A 9924-nucleotide genomic window follows, 5' to 3' on the forward strand; every position below is an offset into this window, starting at 1 on the left:
AACGTGAAAGAAGACATGAACTTCAGAAGATATCTGTATCGTGGAAAAGAAAATGTTCTTGCACAGAGCATACTGCTGGCAATCGGCTATGATATAAATAAGCTACATCATAAGATTGCTGCTGAGCGAACAGGAACACACCTGTTTGAATTGAAAAAAGCCTCATAATTTTTGACACTTCAAAATGAAAAAGGCAACAATGCGCCGATTATCACATCGGCTTGTTAAAGTACTCAATTTTTCACAATAACAATGAAAACCATTTCTCAAATCCACAATTTATGGTAAGAAAAAGGGGCCTCGCTTAGATGATTTAATCATCTAAAGCGACAGCCCCTTTTTTCATATAAAAAGAAGATGCCTTTCGACATCTTCTGAGTCTAAATCTTCTATAAAGGAAGTCCAGTTAGGTAGCTAAAATCACTTAAGCTCATCAATAATAGATTTCTGTATCGTAGATAATTATTTGTTTCAGCGATTGAATCCAAGTCTAAACCAGAGAAATCAGTAATACCAACAGCCTTAGAGTATAAATCAATACACTCAATATAATTTGGCATAGCATGATTAAATAAATCTAAAAAACTTTCAGTTCTTTTCCTTCTAGGATTCCAAGGGTTATGCCATTCATTGTGCTCGAGATTACAAGGGTCTTGGTATTTGATAATGTTATCGCTTGGTATCATTGAAGATATAAAAGCGTACTTAAACAGTGTTTGTTCAATATGCCTTAAATTTCTTTTTTTATGTCCAGTAGGGTCATGCATTGCATGATTAAGATTAATAAATGATTTTATAGCATTCTTTATAGTGCCTAGACGTATACATTTATCGCCATAGGTGTTAATTAATGCCTTAAAAAGCAATTTAGCGATTACATCCTGTTCATGGGAAGTTGGGCGTACTGCTGCTGCGTAATCGAAATCGGAAGGCTTTAATTTCTTGTAATGATCTAACAAAACATGGTCAATGTCTGTTTCTAATGATACATGCTTTCCAAAATCGTATTTTCCCCCACGTTTTAAATTATTTATGTGTTCGCTCTTACAATATATATATGGATGACATGCTACATCGAGAGAATAATGACCGATAAAGCCAAGAATGTAAGCATCGCAAATATTTCTATCGTGACTATCTTCTACAGCGTTTCTAGCGTCAAAAAGACGGTCAAAAAACAGCATAACATCAGAACGATGCATAACGTTACCTATATTTTGGCTGTAAAATAAATAGGCAGGGATATGATAGAAGAAAATGTCTGGACCCTGTAGGCCAAGATTAAACGTGGTTTGATGTGAATCTATTATCTTGCGAGTTTCAGCGAATTCTATAAAAGATAATGATTGTTCGCCAAAGGATAAATGTGCTATAAAACCAGGCATAGGCTAACCCTCTTTTACATATTATTGATATAATCTTGTAATTCCTTCTCTAGTATGATTATAGCATAATGAGTCTTTAGAACTGAGAAATAACTGTGTACATAAATTTCGTTAAAATTTCACCCTTATAGGTAAAAAAATGGAAAGAAGAGTTGCCTGAAAAGAGAGATAATGCTAAAGTAATAAAAGTAAATATGGAATAATCTAAAATAATTTAAACAAAACAAAAATAATTAGAGAAAATCGGTGATATTGCAGGAATAGTTGAAACGTGATACCATAGATTTGCACGTGCCAATAGGTACTGCAGAGGAGAGGTGTTATGTTTAAAGGAAGAACGAATGAAATTCAATTACTAAATGGTTTTTATGAAGGAGCTACTGCCGCAGTAGCAGTAGTCTCAGGTTCTATCGGTGTTGGCAAAACAGCGCTTTTACAGGAGTTCGCAAGTGACAAGGATGCCTTTTTCTTTGAGGCATACGAGACTACTGGAAAGCATCAGATGGAGCGATTGGCTCAGCTGATGGGCGTAGAATCACTTGATGCCGCATCATTCTGCGATGAGATTGCAAAGCGTGCTGAAAGCAGCAAGCAGCTCATTATTATCGATCAATATCCAAACTTTGTTAAGGCTGATCCTGAGTTTGATAAGGCTTTACATGAAGCAATTAAAGGCTCATGGAAGGATTTGCCAATCAAGTTAATACTTTGTTCAGATGCCTTTGTGCTCCTTGATAAATATGTAAAGGGAAAGAAAGCCATCTGGAGTAAGGATATTTCACTGGATTTAGAGGTAAAGCCTTTAGGTTTCTATGATTCATGCCTGTTCTTTGGTGATGCAAGTCCAAAGGAAGCAGCATATCTTTATGGCATCACAGGTGGAATTCCTCACAATCTTGCAAAGGTAGCAGCTCTTCTTGCCATAGAAGGCTTCGAGGGCTATGGTATTACTCCTATTACAGGAGATAATAAAGTTAAAGAGATTACTACCAGATTATTCCTGGATAAAAATATTGCACTCGGCCTTAATCCAGAAAAGATTATGGCTACAGAGCTTAGAGAGCTGGCATATTACAACTATATGCTTGCTACTTTGGCAAAGGGGCTCAACCGTGTAAATCAGATTTCTGCTGAGGTTGAGAAGCCAAAGGATGTGGTTGTACCATATCTTAATTCTCTGATGGCTATTGGTATCTGCACTAAGGATACAGCCATTACAGAGATTACTAATCGTAAGAAGACAAGATATTCAATAGTAAATACTAGCACCTTGTTCTGGTATAAGTTTATTGTTCCAAATTATGACGCCTATATATCAGGTGATGTTGAAGCTCTTTGGGGTAAAGTAGAAGCTTCGATGGATGAATATATGGAGACTGTATTCATCAAGATTTGTGGGGAATATCTTGCAGATCAAAGTGATAAAAATATGCTTCCATTCACTGTTGAGGAGATTGGAAACTGGTGGGTTAACGACGACGAGGCTGGCACTACAGATGGCTTTGACCTTGTTTCACTTGGAAAATGTGAAGGTAAATCTGCTACTATATTTGCTCAGTGCTACTATAATCATGAGCCTATTGAGGTAGCTCAGTTGAAATCTCTCATTGAGAAGACAAAGCAGCTTCACCGACAGGGGGATGCCTTCTATTTGGTATTCTCAAATGCAGGTTTCCATGAAAATGCTATCACCATTTCATCAGCTATTAAGAACATCATGCTAATCACACTTGATGAAATGAGATAAATAAGATAATTCATAGCCAATGTGGCATTGGATATTTAAGTAATTAGGAGGAGAAAAATGACAAATCAAGAGCTTAAGAAAACAGCGATTGAAGTCCGCAAAGGCATCATTGAAGGTGTTCATGCAGCTAAGGCTGGACATCCAGGCGGATCTTTATCAGCAACAGAGGTATTTACATACCTTTATTTTGAGGAGATGAATATCGACCCAAAGAATCCTAAGAAGGCAGATCGTGATAGATTTGTACTTTCAAAGGGTCACACAGCACCAGGTCTTTATTCTACACTTGCACAGAGAGGCTTTTTCCCAATTGAGGATTTAAAGACTCTCCGTAGCATCGGTTCACACCTTCAGGGACATCCATGTGTACAGCACACACCAGGTATTGATGCATCATCTGGTTCACTTGGACAGGGTATCTCTGTTGCAGTTGGTATGGCTCTTTCAGCTAAGCTTTCAAATGAGAACTATAGGGTATATACACTTCTTGGAGATGGTGAAATCCAGGAAGGTCAGGTATGGGAGGCTGCTATGTTCGCAGCTGCAAAGAAGCTTGATAACCTTTGCGTAATCGTTGATAATAATGGCCTCCAGATTGACGGACGTATCGAGGATGTAAACAGCCCATATCCAATCCCTGATAAGTTCAGAGCTTTCAACTTCCACGTAGTAGAAGTTGCTGATGGTAATGATTTTGACCAGCTTCGTGCTGCTTTCGATGAGGCTAAGGCTACAAAGGGACAGCCTACAGCAATCGTTATGAAGACAGTTAAGGGTAAGGGCATCTCATTCATGGAGAACCAGGTAGGATGGCATGGAAAGGCTCCTAACGATGAGGAATATGCAATTGCTATGGAAGAATTAAAGAAAGCAGGTGAAGAGTAATGGCAGACGTTAAGAAAATCGCAACTCGTGAGAGCTACGGTAATGCTCTCGTTGCTTTAGGTGAGAAATATGATAATGTTGTAGTTTTAGATGCAGACCTTGCAGAGGCTACAAAGACTGGTATTTTTAAGAAGGCTTTCCCAGAGCGCCACATTGACTGCGGTATTGCAGAGTCAAACATGGTTGGTATCGCTGCTGGTATCGCTTCTACAGGAAAGGTTCCATTCTGCAGCTCATTCGCTATGTTTGCAGCTGGACGAGCTTTCGAGCAGGTTCGTAACTCAGTTGGCTACCCACACCTTAATGTAAAGATTGGTGCTACTCACGCTGGTATTTCAGTAGGTGAGGACGGTGCTTCACATCAGTGTAACGAGGATATCGCTCTTATGCGTACAATCCCAGGTATGACAATCATCAATCCTTCTGATGATGTTGAGGCTAAGGCTGCTGTAGAGGCTGCATACAAGATGGACGGCCCAGTTTACCTTAGATTTGGACGTCTTGCAGTACCTGTAATCAACGACAGACCAGATTACAAGTTTGAGATTGGTAAGGGCGTTGTTCTTAAGGAAGGTAAGGACCTTACAATCATCGCTACAGGACTTGAGGTTAATGAGTCTCTTGAAGCAGCTAAGAAGCTTGCTGAGGAAGGAATTGATGCTGAGGTTATCAACATCCACACAATCAAGCCTATAGATGCAGATCTTATCGTAAAGAGCGCATCAAAGACAGGTAAGGTTGTTACTGTTGAAGAGCATTCAGTTATCGGTGGTCTTGGTGGAGCAGTAGCAGAGGTTCTTTCAGAGAAGTGCCCTACAAAGATGCTTCGCATCGGTGTAAAGGATACTTTCGGAGAGTCAGGCCCAGCCGTTAAGCTTCTTGCTAAGTATGAGCTTGATGCAGAAGGAATCTACAAGCAGATTAAAGCATTTATATAGTCCGCTGGTTACACTCTCAAGCCTGAGTATTGCTCCGTCGCGAGATTGGCTCCTTGAGCAACACTCAGAGCTTGATAGTTACCAGCTCATTAAAATAAGGCAGTCCCTCTAATGGGGCTGCCTACTTTTTTATACGATTATACGAATTTGTAAATTGTTGTTGAGTGAGCCTTAACACCTGCTTTTGCGATTGGCTGTGGGAAAGAAGGTACATTGATTGCATTTGGGAAGAACTGAGACTCAAAGCAAACACCGTAGCGCTTGTCATAAGGGAAATCACCCTTTCCAATGTGAGAAGAATCAAGGTAGTTACCCGCATAGAGCTGTACACCAGGTAAATCAGTGTAAACTTCCATCTTTCTGCCGCTCTCAGGATCTTCAAGTGTACAAGATGGCTTAGTAAGTGATGGATTATTTAAGCAGAAATTGTGGTCGAAACCGCCTGCCCACTTAAGCTGATCGTAATCAGCGTCCGTATCCTTGCTAAGAGGCTTTGGAGTAGTGAAATCCATTGGAGTACCCTTAACATCACGGCATTCACCGTGTGGAATAGAAGCTTCATCAGTGTGAGTGTATTTGTCTGCATCTATCCAAACGATGTGATTCATAACAGAACCAGAGTCGTGACCATTCAAATTAAAGTAAGAATGGTTAGTTGGGTTGAAGATTGTATCAACATCTGAAACCCCTGAATAATCAAGGCGAATAGAATTGTCATCGCCAAGTGTGTATGTGATAGTGATATCCATTTCTCCTGGGAACCCGCACTCGCCATCAACCTTGTGACAAGTGAAGGTAATGTGCTTATCATCAACAGATTCTACATCCCAGATGCGCTTGTGCATTGGGTTGAAGCCTGAGTGAAGGTTGTTCTTTCCATCATTAACATCAAGTTTGTACTCTACTCCGTTGAGAGTGAATTTTGCATCGCCGATACGGTTACCGTTAGGGCAGATGCAGCAGCCGAAGCCAGGACCATTAACGAAGTAATCTTCGATCTTATCATAGCCAAGTACTACGTCTGAAAGGATGCCCTCCTTATCTGGAACCCAAAGCTCAAGTAAGTTACATCCAAAGTTCATGATTTTAGCCTGCATACCGTTCTCGTTAACAAGTGTGTAGGCAATAATGTCTTCGTTATTTTTGGTTTTGCCAAGTATTTCTTTTTCCACGATAAACCCTCCCTAAAATATTAGACTATGTTCTGCCCCAAAAATCATAAAAGTGGGACATTAAACCAAACTATCAATATGATAATTGTCTAAGCCAGTAAATACAAGGGATAAAGGGCAATTTATCAATCTTTATTAGGAAAGAAGTAAAAGATATGACATTTGAAATTTCTGTGAGCAATTAGTGAGGGTTTTGTGGGGCGTATTGTACAGAAAATGACAAATGCGTAAAATGAAGGTATGAGTGGAACTGCGCAGAAAATAAAGACCGTTGATCGAAAAATTATACGGTTAATTAAAGTTCAAATCGTATTACTACTCATATTCATGGCGGGGATATCATTCTACTATATGAGTGGTTATGCTTCCAAGGTCTCCAAACTTAAAACGGAGGCTTTTACTATCGTGCGTCATTCCAGCCTTTCTACATTTAGGCAAACAGAGACCAGCGAGGTCTATGCGGCTAACGGAACAAAAATATCGGTGCTTAAGGGTGAAAAGGATGTCTACTATCTCACTTTCGATCAAATCCCAACTTATGTAACTCAGGCAATTATTTCAATAGAAGATAAGAAGTTTTACCAGCATGCAGGCGTGGACTACAAGGCTATTGTAAGAGCGCTGGTTGCTACCATGCGTGATAAGGAGATTACACAGGGTGGTAGTACTATCACTCAGCAGTTGGCGCGAACCATCTTCCTTACCAGCGAGAAAACATGGCAGAGAAAGGTGGAGGAGATTTATATCGCCTCAGAGCTGGAGAAGAAGTATTCCAAGGATCAGATTCTGGAATTCTACCTAAATAATGTATATTTTGCTAATGGATATTATGGCATTCAGGCTGCAGCAAAGGGATATTTTAGCAAGGATATTGGTGACCTTACCTTGTCAGAGATATGCTATTTGCTTGCGATTCCAAATAGTCCAACTTACTACGACCCACTGGTTAATCCTGCGAATACCATTACAAGAAGAAACCTGATTTTAAAGGCCATGTACGATGATGGTGTGATTGGGGATAAGACCTATCAGGGCGCTTTAAACGAGGAGATTCTTCTGAACAGAACTGTTAATACAAAGAATAATTATGTGGAGACCTATGTATATTATTGTGCAACAAGGGCTTTGATGGAGCTTGATGGTTTTGAATTTAAGACAGATTTTACAACTACTGAAGGACAGAAATCTTATGATAAGGCGTATGAAGAAGCATATAACCAATGGAATAAGAGTCTTTTTACCTCGGGCTATAGGATTTATACAAGCATAGATTTAAATATGCAAAATCAGCTTCAGGAAGCAATCGATAACAATCTCGAGAGCTTCACAGATACAAACGAAGAGGGCATATATGCGCTTCAGGCTGCAGCAGTATGTATAGATAACAACACAGGAATGACTAAGGCCATTGTAGGTGGCCGTAGTCAGGAGGTTACAGGCTACACTCTTAATAGAGCCTATCAAAGCTACAGACAGCCAGGTAGCTCTATTAAGCCTTTGATTGTGTATACGCCTGCACTTGAGCGAGAGTACACACCAGACACAATCGTAGTTGATGAAGAGATTGAGGATGGTCCTGAGAATGCAGGAGGAACTTATTCAGGAGAGATGACGTTGCGTCAGGCAGTGGCCGTATCTAAGAATACAATCGCATGGAAAATATATGAGGAGCTGACACCTCAGGTAGGTATTGGATACCTGAAAAAGCTTGGATTTTCTAAGATTGAAAAGGATGATTACGGCATGGCAGCATGTCTGGGTGGACTTACAGTGGGAGTGAGTCCTCTGGAGATGGCGAAGGGCTATGAGACTATCTACAATGATGGATATATGCGAAATCCAACCTGTATCACAAAGATTACCGATTCTAAAGGAAATGTCATATATGAGACAGGCGAGGAGGAAATTGAAGTTTATAAAGAAAATGCTGCACGAACAATGACAGATATGCTACAATCGGTAGTGACTGACGGTACGGCAAAGGGTATTGACCTTGGGGACATGCCTGTTGCGGGGAAGACAGGTACCACCAATAGCAATCGAGACGGATGGTTTGTGGGATATACCGACTACTACACCACAAGCGTATGGGTGGGATATGACATTCCTAAAGCGGTTCCTGGATTAAAGGGATCTACCTATCCTGCGAAGATTTGGAATGAGTTCATGGCACAGATTCATGAAGGGCTCACTCCAATAGCCTTCAAAAAGCCAGTAGAATTTATTGGTACTGAAGAACAGCAGGCGGAAATGGAGAACCCTGAAGATATGGAAGACGTTGAAGACGAGGAGCAATATGGTGTCTTTGATGAAGAGAATCCTGAGGGAGTGGAGCAACAGCAAGAGCAGCCAGCCTACAGAATCATCACACAGACCTTCGAAGGTACGGAGATTCCTGCTGGTGCAATACCTGATAATGCTACAGATATCGAGATTACCACGGTAACCGATTAATATAGTTATACGAAAGGGAGAAAAGAAGTAATGGCAAAGTATGGATTTGGCCTTGATTTGGGCGGAACAACATGCAAATGTGGTTTGTTTACTACAGAAGGAGAATTAGTTGAGAAATGGGAGGTTCCAACAGATACAACTAATGGTGGTGTTAACATCTTAAAGAACCTTGCGCAGGCAGTTACTAACAAAATGGAAGAAAAGAATATAGCTGCTGATGATATTTCAGGTGTTGGTATCGGTATTCCAGGACCTGTTTCTAAGGATGGCGTTGTAAATCGTTGCGTTAACCTTGGATGGGGCGTATTCAATGTAGAGCAGGAGTTTTCAGAGTGCCTTGGTGGTCTTAAGGTTAAGGCTGGTAACGACGCAAATGTTGCAGCACTTGGCGAGGCATGGATGGGTGCAGCTAAGGAATATTCTAGCTCAGTAATGGTTACTCTTGGTACTGGTGTAGGTGGTGGTGTTATCATCAATGATGATATTATCAGCGGTGCAGCAGGTGCAGCAGGAGAAATTGGACATATTCGTGTAAACTACAACGAAGAGAATGCTTGCGGATGTGGAAATCACGGATGTCTTGAGCAGTATTGCTCAGCTACAGGTATCGCTCGTCTTGCAAAGATTCGTCTTGCACAGAACGAGGATGCAAGCTCTCTCAGAGATGTAGAGACTCTTGATGCAAAGGCTGTATTTGACGAAGCTAAGAAGGGTGACGTTGTTGCCAAGGAAGTTGTTAAGAGAGCATGCGAGTACCTTGCACAGGGCTTACAGGTTATTTCATGTGTTGTAAACCCAGAGGCATTCGTTATTGGCGGTGGTGTTTCTAAGGCTGGCCAGTATCTTATCGATGAAGTTGAGTATAGATTCAACGAAATCGCATTCCACGGCTGCAAGAGCACAAAGATTACACTTGCAACACTTGGAAACGATGCAGGTATCTATGGAGCCATGAAGCTCATTCTTTAAAAATAAGCAAAAAAAGTGGTCCGGATAACCCGGGCAATGTCATTAAGTTAAGAGGGATGTATAAAGATCTCTGCATCAGAAATGGTGCAGGGGTCTTTTTTTCTAAAAAGGGTTGACAATAATGCAGAAAAGTGCGGCCGCTTTCGCTACTGATTATTTTCATAGGTAGCGAAAGCGGCCCTTGAAATTGTAAGTATATTTACAAATTTCAGGGAGGCGCACATGAAACCACAAATGGTAAAGAAACTTTTGATTTCACAAATTAAAACAATTGCAGATAATGCAAAATCTTTCTGTATTGATTCTGAAAGAAATTTCTCACGGAAAAGAAAATTGTCTATGGAAAAAGTCATTACAGGAATTATTGGTATGGG

At 40.6% G+C, this 9924-nt stretch carries 7 protein-coding genes and 1 pseudogene; 6 read left to right on the plus strand and 2 right to left on the minus strand.

Annotated elements, in window-relative coordinates; translation table 11 throughout:
- Positions 1-168: pseudogene (locus BLP54_RS16430) on the plus strand (IS5/IS1182 family transposase); the annotation flags it as partial.
- Between the two features lie 221 nt (positions 169-389).
- Here the strand turns inward: BLP54_RS16430 and BLP54_RS15325 are convergent.
- Entirely contained in the window at positions 390-1385 is a 996-nt protein-coding gene (locus tag BLP54_RS15325) for a zinc dependent phospholipase C family protein (protein ID WP_090171471.1), read from the minus strand.
- Positions 1386-1707: 322 nt separating this feature from the next.
- Here BLP54_RS15325 and BLP54_RS15330 point away from each other — a divergent pair, with 322 nt between their 5' ends.
- The 3 genes from BLP54_RS15330 to BLP54_RS15340 are packed head-to-tail and all read left to right on the plus strand — an operon-like array spanning position 1708 to position 4955.
- The gene (locus BLP54_RS15330; protein ID WP_090171474.1) at positions 1708-3132 is read left to right on the plus strand and encodes an ATP-binding protein; all 1425 of its coding nucleotides are present in this window, start codon (positions 1708-1710) and stop codon (positions 3130-3132) included.
- A gap of 57 nt (positions 3133-3189) precedes the next feature.
- On the plus strand, positions 3190-4017 hold the full coding sequence (locus BLP54_RS15335; protein WP_090171477.1) for a transketolase: 828 nt from the start codon (positions 3190-3192) through the stop codon (positions 4015-4017).
- Positions 4017-4955, plus strand: a complete 939-nt coding sequence (locus BLP54_RS15340) for a transketolase family protein (protein WP_090171480.1) — start codon at positions 4017-4019, stop codon at positions 4953-4955. The genes BLP54_RS15335 and BLP54_RS15340 overlap by 1 nt, the downstream gene beginning before the upstream one ends.
- A gap of 137 nt (positions 4956-5092) precedes the next feature.
- On the opposite strand, the gene BLP54_RS15345 is transcribed toward BLP54_RS15340, so the two are convergent.
- Positions 5093-6127, minus strand: a complete 1035-nt coding sequence (locus BLP54_RS15345) for an aldose epimerase family protein (protein ID WP_242870730.1) — start codon at positions 6125-6127, stop codon at positions 5093-5095.
- A gap of 351 nt (positions 6128-6478) precedes the next feature.
- Here BLP54_RS15345 and BLP54_RS15350 point away from each other — a divergent pair, with 351 nt between their 5' ends.
- Positions 6479-8581 carry a transglycosylase domain-containing protein gene (locus tag BLP54_RS15350; RefSeq protein ID WP_242870731.1) on the plus strand — a complete coding sequence of 701 codons (2103 nt, stop codon included), beginning with the start codon at positions 6479-6481 and terminating at the stop codon, positions 8579-8581.
- A 30-nt stretch (positions 8582-8611) separates the two neighbouring features.
- Entirely contained in the window at positions 8612-9550 is a 939-nt protein-coding gene (locus BLP54_RS15355; protein WP_090171486.1) for an ROK family glucokinase, read from the plus strand.
- The last annotated feature ends 374 nt before the right edge of the window (positions 9551-9924 follow it).

The sequence above is a fragment of the Pseudobutyrivibrio sp. 49 genome (assembly GCF_900100545.1).
GTDB lineage: Bacteria > Bacillota > Clostridia > Lachnospirales > Lachnospiraceae > Pseudobutyrivibrio.

Bases quoted from the DNA above. Each gene is read 5' to 3' on its own strand.
- BLP54_RS15340 (WP_090171480.1), top strand. From the start codon at position 4,017: ATGGCAGACGTTAAGAAAATCGCAACTCGTGAGAGCTACGGTAATGCT.
- BLP54_RS15325 (WP_090171471.1), bottom strand. From the start codon at position 1,385: ATGCCTGGTTTTATAGCACATTTATCCTTTGGCGAACAATCATTATCT.
- BLP54_RS15330 (WP_090171474.1), top strand. From the start codon at position 1,708: ATGTTTAAAGGAAGAACGAATGAAATTCAATTACTAAATGGTTTTTAT.
- BLP54_RS15335 (WP_090171477.1), top strand. From the start codon at position 3,190: ATGACAAATCAAGAGCTTAAGAAAACAGCGATTGAAGTCCGCAAAGGC.
- BLP54_RS15350 (WP_242870731.1), top strand. From the start codon at position 6,479: ATGAGTGGTTATGCTTCCAAGGTCTCCAAACTTAAAACGGAGGCTTTT.
- BLP54_RS15355 (WP_090171486.1), top strand. From the start codon at position 8,612: ATGGCAAAGTATGGATTTGGCCTTGATTTGGGCGGAACAACATGCAAA.